16 protein-coding genes are annotated in these 18,809 nt (G+C 51.1%); 8 read left to right on the forward strand and 8 right to left on the reverse strand.

Annotated elements, in window-relative coordinates; all coding sequences use genetic code 11:
* Nucleotides 1-30: 30 nt before the first annotated feature.
* The 3 genes from CJP72_RS01995 to CJP72_RS02005 all read right to left on the reverse strand — a co-directional run bounded on the left by CJP72_RS01995 (nt 31) and on the right by CJP72_RS02005 (nt 3,434).
* Nucleotides 31-756 (reverse strand): amino acid racemase, encoded by a 726-nt coding sequence (locus CJP72_RS01995; RefSeq protein ID WP_162379231.1) that lies wholly within the window; start codon nt 754-756, stop codon nt 31-33.
* 691 nt (nt 757-1,447) lie between these two features.
* Nucleotides 1,448-2,305 carry a deoxyribonuclease IV gene (nfo, locus tag CJP72_RS02000; protein WP_162379232.1) on the reverse strand — a complete coding sequence of 286 codons (858 nt, stop codon included), beginning with the start codon at nt 2,303-2,305 and terminating at the stop codon, nt 1,448-1,450.
* A 79-nt stretch (nt 2,306-2,384) separates the two neighbouring features.
* Nucleotides 2,385-3,434, reverse strand: coding sequence for a YeiH family protein (locus CJP72_RS02005; RefSeq protein WP_162379233.1), 1,050 nt, complete (start codon nt 3,432-3,434; stop codon nt 2,385-2,387).
* Between the two features lie 120 nt (nt 3,435-3,554).
* On the opposite strand from CJP72_RS02005, the gene yieE reads away from it, so the two are divergent.
* A complete protein-coding gene (yieE, locus tag CJP72_RS02010; protein ID WP_162379234.1) occupies nt 3,555-4,424 on the forward strand; it encodes a DNA-binding transcriptional regulator YeiE in 870 nt (289 codons plus the stop codon).
* Between the two features lie 261 nt (nt 4,425-4,685).
* Nucleotides 4,686-6,155, forward strand: coding sequence for a lysine-specific permease (lysP, locus tag CJP72_RS02015; RefSeq protein WP_162379235.1), 1,470 nt, complete (start codon nt 4,686-4,688; stop codon nt 6,153-6,155).
* Between the two features lie 102 nt (nt 6,156-6,257).
* On the opposite strand, the gene CJP72_RS02020 is transcribed toward lysP, so the two are convergent.
* Nucleotides 6,258-8,243: a ligand-gated channel protein gene (locus tag CJP72_RS02020; RefSeq protein ID WP_162379236.1), complete on the reverse strand. Its 1,986-nt coding sequence runs from the start codon at nt 8,241-8,243 to the stop codon at nt 6,258-6,260.
* 287 nt (nt 8,244-8,530) lie between these two features.
* The gene (gene fghA / locus CJP72_RS02025) at nt 8,531-9,367 is read right to left on the reverse strand and encodes an S-formylglutathione hydrolase (protein WP_162379237.1); all 837 of its coding nucleotides are present in this window, start codon (nt 9,365-9,367) and stop codon (nt 8,531-8,533) included.
* 329 nt (nt 9,368-9,696) lie between these two features.
* Between fghA and folE the strand changes: the two genes are divergently transcribed.
* The 6 genes from folE to mglC all read left to right on the forward strand — a co-directional run bounded on the left by folE (nt 9,697) and on the right by mglC (nt 16,630).
* Nucleotides 9,697-10,365, forward strand: a complete 669-nt coding sequence (gene folE, locus CJP72_RS02030) for a GTP cyclohydrolase I FolE (RefSeq protein ID WP_043000121.1) — start codon at nt 9,697-9,699, stop codon at nt 10,363-10,365.
* 14 nt (nt 10,366-10,379) lie between these two features.
* Nucleotides 10,380-11,537 (forward strand): DUF418 domain-containing protein YeiB, encoded by a 1,158-nt coding sequence (gene yeiB, locus CJP72_RS02035; RefSeq protein WP_162379238.1) that lies wholly within the window; start codon nt 10,380-10,382, stop codon nt 11,535-11,537.
* A gap of 148 nt (nt 11,538-11,685) precedes the next feature.
* Nucleotides 11,686-12,708, forward strand: a complete 1,023-nt coding sequence (gene galS / locus CJP72_RS02040; RefSeq protein WP_162379239.1) for an HTH-type transcriptional regulator GalS — start codon at nt 11,686-11,688, stop codon at nt 12,706-12,708.
* Nucleotides 12,709-13,005: 297 nt separating this feature from the next.
* Nucleotides 13,006-14,004 carry a galactose/glucose ABC transporter substrate-binding protein MglB gene (mglB, locus tag CJP72_RS02045; protein WP_162379240.1) on the forward strand — a complete coding sequence of 333 codons (999 nt, stop codon included), beginning with the start codon at nt 13,006-13,008 and terminating at the stop codon, nt 14,002-14,004.
* A 79-nt stretch (nt 14,005-14,083) separates the two neighbouring features.
* Complete coding sequence (gene mglA / locus CJP72_RS02050) at nt 14,084-15,604, forward strand: galactose/methyl galactoside ABC transporter ATP-binding protein MglA (protein WP_162379241.1); 1,521 nt, start codon at nt 14,084-14,086, stop codon at nt 15,602-15,604.
* Between the two features lie 15 nt (nt 15,605-15,619).
* Entirely contained in the window at nt 15,620-16,630 is a 1,011-nt protein-coding gene (mglC, locus tag CJP72_RS02055; protein ID WP_162379242.1) for a galactose/methyl galactoside ABC transporter permease MglC, read from the forward strand.
* A gap of 50 nt (nt 16,631-16,680) precedes the next feature.
* On the opposite strand, the gene CJP72_RS02060 is transcribed toward mglC, so the two are convergent.
* The 3 genes from CJP72_RS02060 to cdd all read right to left on the reverse strand — a co-directional run bounded on the left by CJP72_RS02060 (nt 16,681) and on the right by cdd (nt 18,693).
* Nucleotides 16,681-16,920 carry a DUF2542 family protein gene (locus CJP72_RS02060; protein WP_162379243.1) on the reverse strand — a complete coding sequence of 80 codons (240 nt, stop codon included), beginning with the start codon at nt 16,918-16,920 and terminating at the stop codon, nt 16,681-16,683.
* A 2-nt stretch (nt 16,921-16,922) separates the two neighbouring features.
* Nucleotides 16,923-17,642, reverse strand: a complete 720-nt coding sequence (gene sanA, locus CJP72_RS02065; RefSeq protein ID WP_162379289.1) for an outer membrane permeability protein SanA — start codon at nt 17,640-17,642, stop codon at nt 16,923-16,925.
* A gap of 166 nt (nt 17,643-17,808) precedes the next feature.
* Nucleotides 17,809-18,693: a cytidine deaminase gene (gene cdd / locus CJP72_RS02070; RefSeq protein WP_162379244.1), complete on the reverse strand. Its 885-nt coding sequence runs from the start codon at nt 18,691-18,693 to the stop codon at nt 17,809-17,811.
* Nucleotides 18,694-18,809: the final 116 nt, after the last annotated feature.

Raw genomic sequence — 18,809 nt, forward strand, 5'->3', positions numbered from 1 at the left:
TTATGGGAATTATTAATGCACGATTTATACCTATTGATATTCTGTTAATAACTGATGCTTTCCTACTCTGTTTTCGTACCATCTAATTCCAGCGCGAACCAGCGATGCCGTTGAATCTATATATTTATCAGGCAACTCTTTAACCGCCTGAGCCAGAATGATGGGGACTTCTGTACAGCCAAGAACAATGATTTCTGCACCACGTAAAAACAATGTTTCTGCCTGTTCACTCATCAATTTTTGAGCGCTTTTTAGATCGCCAGCTTTTAATGAATATATGCTTTCCATTACTTTTTTTTGGCTGGAATTGTCGGGGCTAATGCAGTTGAATCCCAAAGATTCAATTCCTTTTTGATACAATCCCATGTAAAGGGTGGCATTGGTCGCTAATAGCCCAATATTTGATTTCCCCGAGTCTTTGACTTCGCTCATTGTGGCTTCCACAATGCTTAAGATGTCAATGTGGCAAGCGTCTTTTAATTCTTTCAGCCAATAGTGGGCCGTATTACAGGGAATAACGATACATTCCGCGCCAGCATTTTCTAGTTTTTGTAAATAGTCCCGCATGGCAGGGAGGGGAGAGTTTCCGTGACGCATCAGTGCATCTGTTCGGTCGGGAATATCAGGAATAGATGAAATAATTAATGGAATATGTTCCTGATCACATTGTGCCGCTGTGAAGTTGACAAATTTATTAAAAAAATCAACAGTGGCCGCTGGCCCCATGCCACCGAGTACGCCAATTAAACCTTTCACGATTGATGCCTCTTTTCGTTAATTAATTTCCGGACTGCCTGAACGCTGGTTTTTATTTTTCCTTTCCTCTGCGGGGTGTTGTATTCCCATTGTGTTGGCGATAAATATCTTTTGATAATTTATTAACAGCTGCTGAGGGAAATGAGAAATGCAAGTATGTTTGCTTTGATGCAAAAAGTGCATAGTCATACGGTGATGGCCTGCTCTGTTGGTGTTCATGGGTGAAAAACAGGCCGGATTACGCTAGAACAATGTGTGGTATTACGAGGGATGAGTACAATACTAATACTGGAAACGAAGGGGGTATGCAAAAAAAGAATCACCAATGTGTGGTGGTCAATGGTTTCTCAGAACTTTATTGCGCGTTATTTTTATGATGCCGAATGAAAAAAGACGGTGCGGGTAACATGGAAGTATTGAGATGAAATAATGATGTGATTTTTTGACGTCAGCAGTCTGTCATCATTTTTACGACGGCTGATGATGTTATATCACCCAACCAGTATGCAATCAGTGAATTAAGCATTTGGGGAGCACCTGTTCAGGCTTATATATTTGGCAGCATAGGTTCTTTCCTGAGTAAAACAGCCAGGACATGCCTGGCGTATTTTACATGATCAGAGGTCGGTTAGTTTCATTACGCCCGCTTTATGCGTATAACCGAACGTCGTTGTTTCGCACAACGTGTGACTTATGCCACCGCCTTTTCAGTCTGTTGTGCTTTCAGCCAGGCAATCTCTTCTGCCCAGATGTCAGGATTGATGGTCTCGAGAACCAGTGGAATACCATCAAAACGATTGTCCTGCATGATCCAACGGAAAGCATCGTGGCCAATGTTGCCTTCGCCTAAACTGTGGTGGCGGTCGACGCGGCTGCCGAAGGTGCTTTTGGCATCATTCAGATGCATTCCGCGCAGGTATTTAAACCCGACAATGCGTTCAAACTCCGCAAACGTTTTTTCGCACTCGGCGGCGCTGCGCAGATCGTAGCCTGCGGCGAACGCGTGGCAGGTATCAATACAAACACCAACGCGCGACTTGTCTTCCACGCCATCGATGATGGCGGCAAGATGTTCAAACTTAAAGCCAAGATTGCTGCCCTGGCCTGCCGTATTCTCAATGACTGCGGTGACACCCTCTGTTTGCGACAGGGTAATGTTGATGGATTCTGCAATGCGAGCCAGACACTCCTCTTCCGGGATCTGCATCAGGTGGCTGCCAGGGTGGAAGTTCAGGAGTGAGAGTCCAAGCAACTCGCAACGTTGCATTTCATCGAGAAAAGCATCACGTGATTTTTCCAGCGCTTCGCTGACCGGGTGACCGAGGTTGATCAGATAACTGTCGTGCGGGAGGATTTGCGCAGAGGAAAAATGGTATTTCTCGCAGGCGGCTTTAAAGTCATCAATGGTTTCAGTCGTGAGCGGTGCAGCGCGCCATTGACGCTGATTTTTTGTGAAAAGCGCAAATGCCGTTGCCTCGATTTCAGCGGCGCGAATCGCGGCATTTGCCAGACCGCCAGCAGCGCTGACGTGCGCTCCAATATATTTCATGAAAGACTCCTGTTAACCCCACATGGGAGAAAAAGCATGTCCCAATGATAGCGGGTTAACAGGGGAAGGATGTAGTGGTTTATGCCATCAGGCTATGAATCACGACGTTTATCATGCCACCGCCGACAATTAACCAGATGAAAAGCACCAGCGCCATCAGTAACGGTTTCGCACCTGCTTTCTTCAATGCGCTGACGTGGGTGGTCAGCCCCAGTGCCGCCATCGCCATCGCCAGCAGAATGGTGTCAAGCGTCACCAGCGCACTCACTACTGCCTGCGGTAACAGGTGGAATGAGTTAAAGATGGCAACCACAATGAACAGCACGGCAAACCACGGAATGGTGATTTTACTTTTTTCCGCACCGCTGGCCGGTGACAACTGTTTCACACGGGCAGCCAGCAGAATCAGGAAGGGTGCCAGCATCATCACACGCAGCATTTTCGCAATCACTGCCGCGTTTTCAGCATCCGGGTTGATCGCATGTCCTGCCGCAACCACCTGCGCAACTTCATGCATGGTGGAACCAATATAGATACCGTACGTCTCGGGGCTGAACCAGTGCGCCAGCAGCGGATACATCGCCGGATAGAGAAAGATTGCCAGCGTGCCGAAGATAACGACAGTTGCAACGGCAACGGTGACTTTACTGGCTTCGGCTTTCACGACCGGTTCGGTCGCCAGTACAGCGGCGGCACCGCAAATGCTGCTCCCGGCGCCAATCAGCCAACTGGTATGGCGATCCAATCCAAAGACTTTCTGCCCCAGAAAACACGCCAGCATAAAGGTGCTGGAGAGCGTCAAAACATCAATCACAATGCCGCTGACGCCGACATCAGCAATCTGCGAAAAGGTCAGGCGAAAGCCGTAGAGAATGATCCCAAGACGCAATAAATGTTGTTTGGCGAACAGTACGCCGCCGTCGCATTGCCTCCAGATCTTCGGGTAGACCGTATTACCGATCACCATCCCCAGCAAAATGGCCAGCGTAAGGGCGCTAAAACCGGCGCCCCCGATGGCGGGAATGGACCCCCCCCACAGGGCAGCCCCAGTGATTACTGCGCTCAGGGCAAGCCCTGGAAGAAAATGCCACACTGTACGACGATGATTCTGTAAGGTGAGTTCTGTCATAACCTTCTCCTTTAGTTGGAGAAAAGTGTATGGCGAACTGGTTTAAAAATAAAATTGATTATATATTTATAATTAATCTTTATAAGTGGTAAGCAGGCGCTGCCCGGGTGGAAAACAACGATGCACATCACGCTGCGACAACTTGAAGTCTTTACCGAAGTACTGAAAAGCGGATCGACAACCCAGGCATCCGTGATGTTGTCGTTGTCGCAGTCTGCCGTGAGCGCAGCGCTTACCGATCTGGAAGGCCAGCTTGGCGTTCAGCTCTTTGACCGGGTCGGAAAGCGGCTGGTGGTTAACGAGCACGGGCGTCTGTTATACCCGCGTGCGTTGGCGTTGCTCGAGCAGACCGTCGAAATCGAGCAACTGTTTCGCGAAGACAATGGCGCCATCCGTGTGTACGCCAGCAGCACCATAGGCAACTACATTTTACCGGCGGTGATTGCCCGCTATCGGCAGGATTATCCTGATTTGCCGCTGGAGCTGAGCGTCGGCAATAGCCAGGACGTTATCAATGCGGTACTGGATTTTCGCGTGGACATTGGCCTCATTGAGGGGCCTTGCCACAGTACGGAAATTATCTCTGAACCGTGGCTGGAGGATGAGCTGGTGGTGTTTGCCGCGCCAACCTCTCCGTTGGCTCAGGGGCCGGTGACGCTGGCGCAACTGGCGGCGGCGCCCTGGATCCTGCGTGAGCGCGGTTCGGGTACGCGCGAAATTGTCGATTACTTGCTGTTGTCACATTTACCGAGATTCCAGATGGCGATGGAGTTGGGCAATTCCGAGGCAATCAAGCATGCCGTGCGCCACGGGTTAGGGATCAGTTGTCTTTCACGTAGGGTGATTGAAGAACAGTTGCAGGCAGGGACGCTGAGCGAAGTTTCCGTACCGCTGCCCAGCCTGGTGCGCACGCTTTGGCGCATCCATCATCGTCAAAAACACCTCTCCAACGCCTTACTGCGCTTTTTGCATTACAGCGAGTCAATCTGATAAGGCGAGATGCCCTCCGGGATTCTGTCCCCGGAGGGACGCCAAACCCGGTGTTTCCCCGTATATCTCAACCTTAAACTAACCGTGTTATCCGGGAGGCGCGATCCTTTCTGTCCTGCGCCTGCACATCCTGAATTCTCTGCTTTACTTATAATCCACGGCCAGTCATGAAGGTCTCTTATAACAGCGTATTTGTGCCGGAAGGAATGGCATTCGTCTGCTACAATCGCCCCTCATTTTTTGGATGGATAGCATTTTCACATGGTTTCCGAAATTAAAACCACAGAAGCGCCCGCGTTACGTCGCGAACTTAAGGCGCGCCACCTGACGATGATCGCCATTGGTGGTTCCATCGGTACAGGTTTGTTTGTTGCATCTGGTGCAACGATTTCTGCAGCAGGCCCAGGGGGCGCGCTGTTTTCCTACATTCTGATTGGCCTGATGGTGTATTTCCTGATGACCAGTCTCGGTGAACTGGCTGCCTATATGCCGGTTTCCGGTTCGTTTGCAACCTACGGTCAGAACTATGTAGAAGAAGGCTTTGGCTTCGCGCTGGGCTGGAACTATTGGTACAACTGGGCCGTAACCATCGCGGTTGACCTCGTGGCGGCGCAACTGGTGATGAGCTGGTGGTTCCCGGACACCCCAGGCTGGATCTGGAGTGCCCTGTTCCTGGGCGTTATTTTCTTGCTGAACTACATTTCCGTGCGCGGATTTGGTGAGGCGGAATATTGGTTCTCGCTTATCAAAGTTACCACCGTGATTATCTTTATCGTGGTTGGCGTGATGATGATCTTCGGCATCTTCAAAGGCGCGCAGCCGGTAGGCTGGAGTAACTGGACGACGGGCGACGCACCGTTTGCCGGTGGTTTCGCGGCGATGATAGGTGTAGCGATGATCGTCGGTTTCTCTTTCCAGGGCACCGAGCTGATTGGTATTGCTGCGGGTGAGTCAGAAGATCCGGAGAAGAACATCCCTCGCGCGGTGCGTCAGGTGTTCTGGCGTATCCTGCTGTTCTATGTGTTCGCCATCCTGATCATCAGCCTGATCATTCCGTACACTGACCCGAGTCTGCTGCGTAATGACGTAAAAGATATCTCCGTTAGTCCGTTCACGCTGGTATTCCAGCACGCGGGTCTGCTCTCTGCCGCAGCGGTAATGAACGCAGTTATCCTGACGGCGGTACTGTCTGCGGGTAACTCCGGGATGTATGCCTCTACCCGTATGCTGTATACCCTGGCCTGTGATGGCAAGGCGCCGCGTATCTTTGCGAAGCTGTCTCGTGGCGGTGTGCCGCGTAATGCCCTGTATGCCACCACCGTGATTGCGGGTCTGTGCTTCCTGACCTCTATGTTTGGCAACCAGACCGTCTACCTGTGGCTGCTGAACACGTCCGGGATGACCGGGTTCATCGCCTGGCTGGGGATCGCCATCAGTCACTACCGCTTCCGTCGCGGCTATGTGATGCAGGGGCATGATATTAAGGATTTACCGTATCGTTCAGGCTTCTTCCCGCTGGGACCGATCTTTGCGTTCGTGTTGTGTCTGACCATTACGCTGGGCCAGAACTACGAAGCCTTCCTGCAAGACACCATTGACTGGGGCGGCGTGATGGCGACCTACATCGGTATTCCGCTGTTCTTGATCATCTGGTTCGGCTACAAACTGACCCGGGGTACGCGCTTCGTTCGTTACAGCGAAATGCAATTCCCGAAACGCACCAAGAAATAATGTGAGTCAGTTGTCGGCAGGATTTAGTCTTTGCGCTGCCATCCGACAACGATGAAAAAGAAAAACCCCGGCAGAGATGCCGGGGTTTTTGCTTTAGTGCACTCAGAAGTTGTACGTTAAACCTACCGTATAACGACGACCGTCCAGGATCGTGTCATAGGTATCGTAATCAATCTGCTTATCCAGCGCGTTGTAGACCCCTGCGGTCACCAGCAGATTCTTGTTGGCGTTGTAGCGCATGCCCACATCAACCTGAGTATAAGAGGGCGTCCCCTGCGACATTGATGTCCGGCTCAGGTATTCAGACGTTTTACCGCGAAAGTTCAGGCGGCTCCAGAAACCAATGTCCTGCGTTGCCTGCCAGTCCAGCGTCGTGTTGAACATGTGTTTCGGCATTTTGTTCAATGGCTTGCCTGAGAACTGGCCGCTTTTCTGCTCAGATTCGGTCCAGGTGTAGTTCGCCGTCCAGTTCAGATCGGAAGTGACCTTCCAGCCAAATGTCGATTCGACGCCGCGCATGTTTGCTTCATCAACGTTGACGCGATCGCTGACGAAGTCGTAGGTTTCATCGCCGATCGTGCAGGCGGGATCGGCACTGCTGTTGCAGCGGCGAACTTCGGTGATCTTATCTTTAAAATCGGTGTTGAACAGCGTAACGCCGGCGTTGAGGTTGTCACCGTTATCCCACAGCAGGGCAATTTCTTCGCTCAGGCTTTTTTCGGGTTTCAGATCCGGGTTGCCTACAATGATGCCATTCAGACGACCGCCGCCAGTGACCTGTCCCCAGCTTGCTGAAGACTGGCGCAGGTCAGGGGCGCGGTAGCCCGCAGAGACACCGCCTTTCACTGTCCACTGCTCCGCCAGATGCCAGACACCGTAGCCGCGTGGCGTCCAGTTGTCGCCGTAGTTTTCATCTTTATCCATTCGCAGGCCGCCGGTCAGGGTGAAAGTGTCGGTGATCGCCCACTCATCTTCGGCAAACAGCGCCCAGCTCCAGCGCGTCAGTTTGTTCAGACCATCAGCCGCCTGCAACTGGTTACCGTTATCGCGGAGTTTTTCATAACGATATTGCCCACCCAGCGTCAGAGTATGTGCGCCGAGGAAAATCTGGTTCTGGTTGTTGAAAATCGTATTGTAAGACTTCATCTCGCGACCCGGGTTATTGGTCTCTTCCTGCTGAACGTAGCTGGTGCTGTTGAAGTCATCGTAATAACCGCTGTGCGTTAATGAGTAGGTGGTGTGCTCGTAGCGGTTTTCACTTTTGGTATTGGGTTTACAGGTGGTGCCTCGGCAGGTGGTCTCCGCCATTGACATGCCTGGCGTGCTGTCGCGGTCCTGCAGTTCGCGCGCAATGTCGAAATCAACATCGTTTTTTTCATCTGGCGTGAAGTTAAGTGTCAATCCACCGTTGCGCAGGCGCTGTTCATTAAAGCCATTGACGATCTGATCCTCGGCGCGGCGTGACAATAGCCCTGTCACTTTAGCGCCCAGTAATCCGTCAATTAATGGACCAGAGGCATAGGCGTTTGTCTGGAAGAGATCGCCGGAATCACTGTTTTCCTGGAAGGTGGCATCGCCATGCAGAGAACCGGTCCAGCCTTTGGTATTGGAGACTTTCTTGGTGATCACGTTGATCACGCCACCCATCGCGTCTGAACCGTAAAGGGAGGACATCGGCCCACGAATCACCTCAATCCGCTCAATAGATTCCAGTGGGGGCAGCCAGCCTTGTTCAATCCCGGCGTTATCGCTGTTCGGTCGCGTGCCACGGGTACTGATGCGTTTACCGTTGACCAGGAAAAGCGTGTATTGCGAGGCCATGCCGCGAATACTGATGTCGCTACTGCTCCCGCCGCCGGTCACTACCACGCCAGGGACATCTTTTAGCGCATCAGTGACATCGCGGTAGGCTTTATCCTCAATCTGTTGTTTGGTAATCACAGAAATGGAGGCGGGGGCGTTCTGAATCTTCTGCTCAAATCCCGTAGCGGTAACAACGACGGTGTCCTGGTCAGTAGCATGGGCGAGTGATGGGAGGCTGGCTACGCTTACTGCGATAGCAACGGCCTTAACGTGAGGTATGGTCATTTGTATCATTCCATTTAAATGAATAAAAAAACTGCGTGTCATGTGTAAAGCCACGACGACTGTATGTATTTGTCTTTTAAGTATTCTTTACGTAGATGAGGCGGGGGAATTGTACAAAAGAATGATTTTTTGTAAACATAAATGATAATTGGAATTATTTGCGTTTATGTGAATTTAAGTTGAAATAGTTTTAAATCAATAAGATAAGTAAATGTAAATATGGCGGGAATGTGAAGAAAAATGAAGGTTTGTGGGAAGAGAAGGAGGAGGGCCGGCGCCCTCCCAAATTACTTCAGCAAATGCTGCGCGTGAAACCGCAGATGATCCTCAATAAAAGAGGCAATGAAGTAATAGCTGTGATCGTAGCCGGGTTGAATGCGCAATGTCATTGGCCATGACGTCTGGCGAGCCGCTTCCGCCAGTACCGCAGGCTGAAGCTGGTCGGCGAGGAATTGATCGTTATCGCCCTGATCCACGAGAGTTGGAATAGCGTGTTCGGGTTTGCTGGACAACATCAACGCACAGCTATCCCATTCTGCCCACCGCTCCCTTTCTTCACCCAAATACGCGGTAAAGGCTTTTTCTCCCCACGGCACACGACACGGATTCACAATCGGCGCAAACGCGGAAACGCTGGTGTATTTACCGGGATTTTTCAACGCCATAACGAGCGCGCCATGTCCGCCCATCGAATGTCCGCTGATAGCGCAACGGCTGCTAACATTAAATTGTGACTGGATCAGCGCCGGAAGTTCATCGCGCAGATAATCATACATGCGAAAATGCGTGGCCCAGGGCTGCTGGGTCGCATTCAGGTAGAATCCCGCACCTTTGCCTAAATCGTAATGTTCATCATCGGCGACCTGTTCACCGCGCGGGCTGGTATCTGGCATGACCAGAACAATCCCCAGTTCAGCCGCAATGCGCTGCGCGCCGGCTTTGGTGGTGAAGTTTTCATCATTGCAGGTCAATCCTGACAGCCAATACAGCACGGGAGGTGGCGAGGTATCACGGGGAGGGGGAAGAAAAATACTGAATGTCATCGCGCAATTCAGCGTACTGGCGTCGTGCCGCCAGCGTTGCTGCCAGCCTTCAAAACAGCGGTGCTCTTCGAGCATTTCCATGCGTGGCTCCTGTTGTGTTGTGCGTTGTGAACTCCCCATAATACAGATTATTCATTGTGCTGTGAGTAACTTTCACTTCCGCATTTAGCTAACATGCTTCATCATCTACACAACTTTACATTAACACTCAGGCACCGTGAGTCATCAGGTTTACCGGTCAGGGGAGGCGTGTGGAATCCAGGTGATGAAAGGCAGCGTCAATTTCAATAATTATCACTGTGAATACTGGATTATGTGCGCGGCCTCACGCACAATGTTTGGGCTGTCGTACAGCTTAAAAACTTTGTCCCACGTAGGGCAGAGGCGCCACACCTGCAGGAGAAAAAGAAATGTCATCACTCAGTAAAGAAGCGGCCCTGGTTCATGAAGCGCTGGTTGCGCGTGGTCTGGAAACCCCGCTGCGCCCGCCCGTGCATGAGATGGATAACGAAACGCGCAAACGTCTTATCTCAGGCCACATGACTGAGATCATGCAGTTATTGAATCTTGATTTGAGCGATGACAGTTTGATGGAGACGCCTCACCGCATCGCTAAGATGTATGTCGATGAGATATTCTCCGGTCTTGATTACGCAAACTTCCCTAAAATCACCGTCATTGAAAATAAAATGAAGGTCGATGAAATGGTCACGGTGCGTGACATCACTCTGACCAGTACCTGTGAACACCATTTCGTGACCATTGATGGGAAGGCGACAGTGGCCTATATCCCGAAAGAGTCGGTGATTGGCCTCTCGAAAATTAACCGCATTGTGCAGTTTTTTGCCCAACGTCCGCAGGTTCAGGAGCGTTTGACTCAGCAAATTCTGACGGCGCTGCAAACATTACTGGGTACTAACAATGTGGCGGTATCAATTGACGCAGTGCATTACTGCGTGAAAGCGCGCGGAATTCGCGATGCGACCAGCGCAACGACAACGACCTCGCTCGGCGGGTTGTTTAAATCCAGCCAGAATACCCGCCAGGAGTTTCTGCGCGCTGTTCGTCACCACAACTGATTAAGGCCCAGGATATGGAGCGTAATGTCACGCTGGATTTTGTTCGTGGCGTTGCCATCCTGGGTATTCTGCTACTCAATATCAGCGCCTTTGGTTTGCCAAAGGCCGCGTATCTCAATCCCGCCTGGTACGGCGATATTACCGCTTCCGATGCCTGGACGTGGGCAATCCTCGATCTCTTTGCACAGGCCAAATTTCTCACACTCTTTGCCTTGTTGTTCGGCGCAGGGTTGCAAATGTTGCTGCCGCGCGGCAAGCGTTGGATCCAGTCACGTCTGACGCTGCTGGTGTTGCTGGGATTTATTCACGCCTTGTTATTCTGGGATGGCGATATTTTGCTGGCTTACGGTCTTGTTGGGCTGATTTGTTGGCGACTGGTGCGTGACGCGCCATCCGTGAAGAGCTTGTTCAACACCGGCATCGTGCTTTATCTGGCAGGGATTGGTGTTTTGCTGCTGCTGGGAACAATTTCAGGCAATGACATCAGCCGGGCCTGGACCCCGGATGCTTCCTCGCTGTTGTATGAAAAATACTGGAAGCTGAACGGGGGAGTGGAAGCCATCAGTAATCGCGTCGACGCGTTGTCGAACAGTTTGCTGGCGCTGGGGGCTCAATATGGTTGGCAACTGGCGGGGATGATGCTGCTGGGGGCGGCGTTAATGCGTAGCGGCTGGTTGAAAGGTCAGTACAGCCTGCATCATTACCGCCGAACAGGCGCCATGCTGATTGTTGCCGGAGTCTTGATTAATCTGCCCGCGATAGTCGCGCAATGGCAACTGGATTGGGCATGGCGTTGGTGCGGATTTTTGTTGCAGGCTCCGCGCGAGCTGAGCGCACCGTTTCAGGCGCTGGGGTACGCGGCGCTGATGTTTGGCTTCTGGCCTCAATTAAGCCGCAGCAAACTGGTTATCGCCATAGCCTGCGTAGGAAGAATGGCGCTGAGTAATTACCTCTTGCAGACGCTTTTCTGCACCACGCTGTTTTATCATTTCGATTTGTTTATGAAATTCGACCGGCTGGAGCTGTTGCTGTTTGTGGTTCCCGTGTGGCTGGCGAACCTGCTTTTCTCCGTCGTTTGGCTGCATTTCTGGCGTCAGGGGCCAGTGGAATGGCTGTGGCGGCAATTGACCCTACGTGCGTCAGGGGCATCATTATCTCGAACATCCAGATAACGATCTGGATCACATTCATTAACAAAATCCATGTAACCGTTTCCAACCCTGTGACCTTACTCACGCAGTCCTCCGCGCGTCGCTGACAAAATAGCCGCCTGCAAAGGGGGGTCTGTGAGCAACGGCAATTTCAAACAGGGTAGTGAATATGATAACCATTCGTGATGTGGCACGTCAGGCTGGCGTTTCTGTAGCGACCGTTTCTCGTGTACTGAATAACAGTACGTTAGTGAGTCCTGATACACGTGACGCCGTCATGAAAGCGGTCACCTCACTGGGTTATCGCCCTAATGCGAATGCGCAGGCGTTGGCAACGCAGGTGAGCGACACCATTGGTGTTGTGGTGATGGATGTTTCAGATGCCTTTTTTGGCGCACTGGTAAAAGCGGTGGATCTGGTTGCTCAACAGCATCAGAAATATGTGCTGATTGGTAACAGTTACCACGAGGCTGAAAAAGAACGACATGCCATTGAGGTGTTGATCCGCCAACGCTGCAACGCTCTGATTGTCCACTCCAAAGCGCTAAGCGATCGGGAACTGAGCGAATTTATGGATCAGATCCCCGGCATGGTGTTGATCAACCGCCTTATTCCCGGCTACGCCCATCGTTGCGTCTGTCTGGATAATGTCAGCGGCGCAAAAATGGCCACGCGGATGCTGCTTAATAATGGTCATCAACGCATTGGCTATCTGGCTTCCAGCCACCGTATCGAAGATGATGCAATGCGTAAAGAAGGGTGGTTAGCCGCACTGAGCGAGCAGGGGATCACCCCGCCTGAGAGCTGGGTTGGCACAGGATCGCCTGACATGCCGGGGGGCGAATCAGCCATGGTTGAGCTTTTGGGGCGTAACCTGCAACTCACTGCTGTGTTTGCTTACAATGACAACATGGCCGCCGGCGCGCTCACCGCGTTGAAAGACAACGGTATTGCTATCCCGCTGCATCTGTCGATTATTGGTTTTGATGATATTCCTATCGCACGTTACACCGACCCGCAACTGACGACGGTGCGTTATCCCATTGCTTCAATGGCCAAAATGGCAACAGAGCTGGCGTTACAGGGCGCCGCAGGCACGTTAGATGTGTCGGCAACGCACTGTTTTATGCCGACGCTGGTGCGTAGGCACTCCGTGGCATTGCGGCAGAATGCGGCCCTGATCACTAACTAAAAATGTCGTTGTATGTAACCGCTTTCAATGTGTGAGTAAATTCACAGTATCTTAACAATGTGATGGCTATGATGGCACCGTTTGAAACGCTGTAACTATTATGTAACGGTGAGCAATCAGTTTTACCGCTGCGTTAGCGCCTTAAACCAAAAGTACAGCCTGGTTTTGGAGCGTTACTGGGCACGGAAGAAAGATTTTTAAAAAGTGAGCTTCGGCATTCAGTAACACTTATTTAACGTTCTGCCCTGCCGAGCATTTTTCTCAAGTACTACCCTGCATAATAAAACCGGAGATACCATGAATAAGAAGGTGTTGACTCTGTCTGCTGTGATGGCAAGCATGTTATTCGGCGCGGCTGCGCACGCTGCTGATACCCGCATTGGTGTGACGATTTACAAATATGACGATAACTTTATGTCCGTGGTACGTAAGGCTATCGAACAAGATGCCAAAGCGGCACCTGACGTACAACTGCTGATGAATGACTCTCAGAACGATCAGTCTAAACAAAACGACCAGATCGACGTTCTGCTGGCGAAAGGCGTGAAAGCGCTGGCAATCAACCTGGTTGACCCGGCAGCGGCAGGTACAGTGATTGAGAAAGCGCGCGGTCAAAATGTCCCGGTTGTCTTCTTCAACAAAGAACCTTCCCGTAAGGCGCTGGACAGCTATGACAAAGCCTATTACGTCGGCACTGACTCTAAAGAATCCGGAATTATTCAGGGCGACCTGATTGCGAAACACTGGCAAGCGAATCAGGGTTGGGATCTGAACAAAGATGGCCAAATTCAGTTCGTTCTGCTGAAAGGCGAACCGGGTCACCCGGATGCTGAAGCCCGTACCACCTACGTTATCAAAGAGCTGAACGACAAAGGTATCAAAACCGAGCAACTGCAGTTAGATACCGCAATGTGGGATACCGCTCAGGCGAAAGATAAAATGGATGCCTGGTTGTCCGGCCCGAACGCCAACAAAATTGAAGTGGTTATCGCGAACAACGATGCCATGGCAATGGGGGCCGTAGAAGCCCTGAAAGCGCACAACAAGACCAGCGTACCGGTATTTGGTGTGGATGCATTACCAGAAGCACTGGCGCTGGTGAAATCCGGCGCGCTGGCAGGTACCGTGCTGAACGACGCCAACAACCAGGCGAAAGCGACCTTCGATCTGGCGAAAAACCTGGCGGATGGTAAAGCCGCGGCTGAAGGTACCAACTGGAAAATTGAGAACAAAATTGTTCGCGTTCCGTACGTAGGTGTTGATAAAGATAATCTGGCTGAGTTCACCAAAAAATAATCGTTGTTATCCGTTTTCTCGGGCGCATATCTCTTGCGCCCTTTAATAACGCACTCTGCGAGGCCAACAAGGTATAATTATGGTCAGCACTACTACTCAGCCGTCAGGCGAATTCTTGTTAGAAATGAGCGGCATCAACAAGTCTTTCCCCGGCGTTAAGGCACTTGATAATGTCAATTTAAAAGTCCGCCCCCATTCTATTCATGCATTAATGGGAGAAAATGGTGCAGGGAAATCAACATTATTAAAATGTCTTTTTGGAATCTATCAAAAAGATTCTGGTAGCATTTTATTTCAGGGTAAAGAAATCGATTTTCATTCCGCCAAAGAAGCACTGGAGAATGGCATTTCGATGGTTCACCAGGAATTAAACCTGGTGTTGCAGCGCTCCGTGATGGACAACATGTGGTTGGGGCGTTATCCCACGAAAGGCATGTTTGTTGATCAGGACAAAATGTATCGCGATACCAAAGCGATATTTGATGAACTGGATATTGATATCGACCCGCGGGCGCGAGTGGGGACGTTATCCGTTTCACAAATGCAGATGATCGAAATTGCGAAAGCGTTCTCGTATAACGCGAAAATCGTAATTATGGATGAACCCACCTCTTCATTAACTGAGAAAGAGGTTAATCATCTGTTTACCATTATCCGTAAGCTGAAAGAGCGTGGTTGCGGTATTGTCTATATCTCTCATAAAATGGAAGAAATTTTCCAGTTATGCGATGAGATTACTGTCCTGCGCGACGGCCAGTGGATTGCGACGCAGCCGCTGGAAGGACTGAATATGGACAAAATCATCGCCATGATGGTCGGGCGCTCGCTGAACCAGCGCTTCCCGGACAAAGAGAACAAGCCTGGCGAAGTGATTCTGGAAGTGCGCAATCTGACCTCTTTACGTCAGCCATCAATCCGTGACATCTCTTTTGATTTGCATAAAGGGGAGATCCTGGGGATTGCTGGTCTGGTCGGGGCAAAACGGACGGACATCGTTGAAACGTTGTTTGGTATCCGTGAAAAATCGTCCGGCACCATTACGTTGCACGGCAAGAAGATTAACAACCACAACGCAAACGAAGCCATTAACCATGGTTTTGCGCTGGTCACGGAAGAGCGTCGTTCGACCGGGATTTATGCTTATCTGGATATTGGCTTCAACTCGTTGATTTCCAATATACATAATTACAAAAATAAAGTCGGTCTGTTGGACAATTCCCGAATGAAGAGTGATACCCAATGGGTCATTGACTCTATGCGGGTAAAAACACCGGGCCATCGTACACAAATTGGTTCTCTCTCGGGGGGGAATCAGCAAAAGGTTATTATTGGCCGTTGGTTATTAACCCAACCAGAAATATTAATGCTGGACGAACCTACGCGCGGCATTGATGTTGGCGCGAAATTTGAAATTTATCAGTTGATCGCGGAGCTGGCGAAGAAAGAGAAGGGCATCATTATCATCTCTTCTGAAATGCCGGAATTGTTAGGGATTACAGATCGTATTCTGGTAATGAGTAACGGTCTCGTTGCTGGAATTGTTGACACCAAAACGACTACGCAAAACGAAATTCTGCGTCTTGCGTCTTTGCACCTTTAAGATCAGGGGCTCCTCATGAGTGCGTTAAATAAGAAAAGTTTTCTTACTTATCTAAAAGAAGGCGGAATTTACGTCGTTCTTTTAGTCTTACTGGCTATTATTATTTTCCAGGACCCCACATTCTTAAGTCTGCTGAACTTGAGTAACATCCTGACGCAGTCTTCCGTACGTATCATTATCGCATTGGGTGTTGCCGGACTGATTGTCACCCAGGGGACTGACCTGTCAGCAGGTCGTCAGGTCGGGCTGGCGGCGGTAGTCGCGGCGACGCTGCTGCAATCGATGGAAAACGCGAATAAAGTCTTCCCTGAAATGGCGACCATGCCGATTGCGCTGGTGATCCTGATTGTCTGTGCGGTGGGGGCCATTATCGGTCTGGTGAACGGCATTATCATTGCCTACCTCAACGTGACGCCGTTTATCACCACCCTTGGCACGATGATTATCGTTTACGGTATCAACTCCCTCTACTACGACTTCGTGGGGGCATCGCCAATCTCTGGCTTTGATAGCGGCTTCTCGACCTTTGCGCAGGGCTTCATTGCGCTGGGTAGCTTCCGACTCTCTTACATTACTTTCTATGCGCTGATTGCCGTGGCGTTCGTGTGGGTACTGTGGAACAAAACCCGTTTTGGCAAAAACATTTTTGCTATCGGCGGTAACCCGGAAGCGGCAAAAGTTTCTGGGGTAAACGTCGCGCTGAACCTGCTGATGATCTACGCATTGTCTGGTGTGTTCTATGCCTTTGGTGGTTTGCTGGAGGCCGGTCGTATCGGTTCTGCCACCAACAACCTCGGCTTTATGTACGAACTGGATGCGATTGCGGCGTGCGTGGTTGGCGGCGTGTCGTTCAGCGGTGGTGTAGGGACCGTCTTCGGCGTGGTGACCGGTGTGATTATCTTCACCGTCATCAACTACGGTTTGACCTATATCGGTGTGAACCCCTACTGGCAGTACATCATTAAGGGCGGCATCATTATCTTCGCGGTCGCGCTGGATTCCCTGAAGTACGCCCGTAAGAAGTAATTTATCAACGCAAAAAACCGGTGCAGAGACGTTCTGCACCGGTTTTTTATTTATTTGATAAAGACTAACCAAATTCCCACGAGCAGTGCGCCCAGCGAAAGCCCAAAGTAGACACCGATATAGATCCAGTACGTCGTGGGTTCAGCACAACGCTGAATTAAGAGTGGCTCTTGCGAGCCTTTGACCGTTTTCTCGATGACGCCAGTGCGTATCCCCTTTAGCCCTTGTCGGAAGGTCCAGACAACGACCATCAGCACGCCAATCACGATAAAAAGGGTTTTGTCTTCCACGCTTATTTTCCTTGTTTCTTTTGTAATTCCAGCAGTTGCTCAGGTGTCACCGCCGGATAACCCTGCGCATCGTCTGGGACCTGATGCATGGCGGGAATGGGTACCAGCGGGCCTAAAAAGCGCGGTTCACGTTTGAAGAGATAGAGATCGGCCAGCGCGCCAAAACGCGCGCCGAATTCGCGCACCCGGACGGTGAGCATATCCTTTGGCGAAGGAACTGCATAGCACTGAGCCTGAATTCCCATATGCAGCGCAATGAATAATGCGCGTTCGCAGTGGAAGCGCTGAGTGATGATGATGAAATCGTTGGTATCAAAGACCTTACGGGTGCGCACAATCGAGTCCAGAGTGCGAAAGCCTGCGTAATCGAGCACGATATCCGCAGGATCAACGCCTGCCGCGATCAGATCTTTACGCATTGTCATCGGCTCGTTATAGCTTTGCAGCGCATTGTCGCCGCTAAGCAAAAGGTAGTTAACCTTACCGCTGTTGTAGGCGTTAAGCGCGCCCTGAATACGGTAGCGGTAATACTGATTAATCACACCGGTACGATAGTATTTGGCGGTGCCTAAGACCACGCCGACCTGGCGATAGGGCAAGTCCTGCAATTCGTCGTAGATGTACGGGGCCGTTTTCCAGCTCATCCATCTGTCGAGGCCAAGCGCAGTTAACAGCAGCAAGCCGACCAGGACTGACAGGCTGTAAAACAGACGCTTTAACATTGCGAAGAACTCGATAAAAGGAAGAAATTTCAATCAGGCTACTTTACCCGGCAGCGTAGCGCAAGAATCGGGAGTCTGATTGCGGGGATTTTCGACATACCTCAACGTTGCAGGAAGGGGATTGCCGTTTTAGGCCCGGTAAGCTTGCGCCACCGGGCACAACGATTTACGCCAGCTGTACGCGGTCGATGTTGTCGCAGCCCAGCGCTTTCAGCGTCGCGGCGGTAGCATCCCATTGAATCAATGGCGCATCTGCTTTTTCCGCCAGAATGGCACGCTGGATATCCGGATAGTCGTAACCGTTCAGATTCAGCAAGTTTAACGCGCCTTGCAGAGGCGGCAACGTTGGGTTAAACGCGGCGTTTTCAGCATAGCTGCCGGTGAAAATACGCCCGTCTTTACACTCCAGCGCCACGCCACTTGGGGAGTTGCTGTACGGCATATGGCATCGGTTGGCTGCGCGAATGGCTTCTTGAGTCAGCGCGTCGCCTTTCAGGGCGAAACCGTGATCTTGTTCGTCCATCAGCAGCGTTTTGATTGCCAGATCTTTCGGACCGAAAGCGTCTGGCAAATAGTCACGCAGCGTGTGCGGTTCGCGTCCTGGCAAGTGAATGCGCAGATCCAGCCCGCTGTTCAGTTCGTTCATAAACTGACGACAGTGACCACAAGGGGTGTAGTTGACGGTAATGGCGGCAAGGGCTTTTTCGCCGCGTAACCAGGCGTGGCTGATGGCGCTTTGTTCGGCGTGAACGGTTTGCTGCATAGTGGCTCCCAGGAACTCCATGTTCCCACCGAAAAACCATGTCCCACTGACGCCACGCGCCACAGCGCCAACGTTAAAATGGGAAAGGTCGGTACGCGCGCAGGCGGCAGCCAGCGGCAGGAGTGCGAAAGCCAGCGCGTCTTCGTCCAGCCCCGATTCACTTTTAAGCGTCGAGACCTGCTCTGCACTCAGCATGGCGGGGAAATGCTTATCCGCCAGAAGTGGTGCCAGCGCTGATTGCAAGTTATCCGCGAGTTGGGCAAAAGCAGTTTGAAAACGTGGATGCATGGCGTTGCCTCATAACAATGTAATGGAATCGTAGTGTACGGGCCTGTTACGGCTTTATATGTGACTCATATCTCATTAATTGTGCAACTTATGAAACTTAAATTGAAAATGCGCGA

The organism is Citrobacter sp. NCU1, from assembly GCF_010231475.1.
Taxonomy (GTDB): domain Bacteria; phylum Pseudomonadota; class Gammaproteobacteria; order Enterobacterales; family Enterobacteriaceae; genus Citrobacter_D.